A 1,115-nucleotide genomic window follows, 5' to 3' on the forward strand; every position below is an offset into this window, starting at 1 on the left:
GCAGTGATCATCGCAAAATAGCACCCTGGATGTTCATTTTTATCGCAGGTGGCTACACCGGTGGGGTTTTGTCTCTGGTAATGCAGTATCAGCCAATTCTAGAAAGCCCACACTTTTGGACAGGATCTATCGTACTGATTTTGCTGGCTGCTAATGGGGTGATTGCCTTGACTGGCTTTGGCGGGAACAAAGCTTTAACTTACAAGGGGATTTGGGGGAGCAATAAGTCCCGCACTGTACCGCGCTTGTCAGGGTCGGGATACATGGACTCCCCCAGTATTCTTCATCCCCATGGGCAAAGCGCAGACTCCGCCAACGACGGGGGTGAAAAATGCATTTAGCGTTTTAACCTGTTTGTGCTAGACTCTGATCTATGCTGATGATGAACTACCGATACCGAATCTATCCAAGTGATGACCAGCAAGCTCAAATGCTTGAATGGTTAGAGACTTGTCGCGGAGTCTACAACTATGCCTTGAGGGAGCTCAAAGACTGGTTGGCGAGTCGTAAATGTGCTGTAGATAGATGTTCTCTATCCAAGGAATATATTATCCCTGCGGATGCGCCGTTCCCTAGTTATCATCGTCAGCAGAATAATCTTCCCAAAGCCAAGAAAATCAACCCAAAACTCCAGAACGTACATTCCCAGGTATTGCAGACAACTGTGAGACGGTTGCATGATACCTGGGAGAATTTTCGTTCTCGTGGTTTTGGGTTTCCTCGTTTTCGGAAGTTCGGACAATTCAAATCATTTCTCTATCCACAGTTCAAGAAGAACCCGATAGAGAATGGCACAATTGATCTACCTAAGATTGGAAAAATTACGATCAACTTGCATCGACCTATTCCTGATGGGTTTACGGTTAAGCAAGTCAGAGTTTTATCTAGGGCGGGACACACACGATGGTATGTGGTCGTCACAATTGCCAAAGACGTAGAAATTCCACACAATCCCCCTCACGGTAGGGCGATAGGAATAGACCTGGGATTAGAAAAATTCTTGACAACTTCTGAGAATTTCACAGTTGAACGTTCCAAGTTCTTCAAAGACCTCAAAGGCGAGTTGAAATTACTGCAACGGAGGGCGGCGAGAAAACAGAAGCGTTCTAAGAACT

The 1,115-nt window shown here is 45.9% G+C and carries 2 protein-coding genes; both read left to right on the forward strand.

Features of this window, described 5'->3' with window-relative positions; all coding sequences use genetic code 11:
- Nucleotides 1-341, forward strand: a 341-nt coding sequence (locus F6K49_RS51825) for a DUF4079 domain-containing protein (protein ID WP_293110819.1), incomplete at its 5' end; no start/stop codon positions are given.
- Between the two features lie 32 nt (nt 342-373).
- The coding region (locus F6K49_RS51830) for a transposase (protein ID WP_293110821.1) at nt 374-1,115 on the forward strand (742 nt) is incomplete at its 3' end.

The organism is Moorena sp. SIO3I6, from assembly GCF_010672095.1.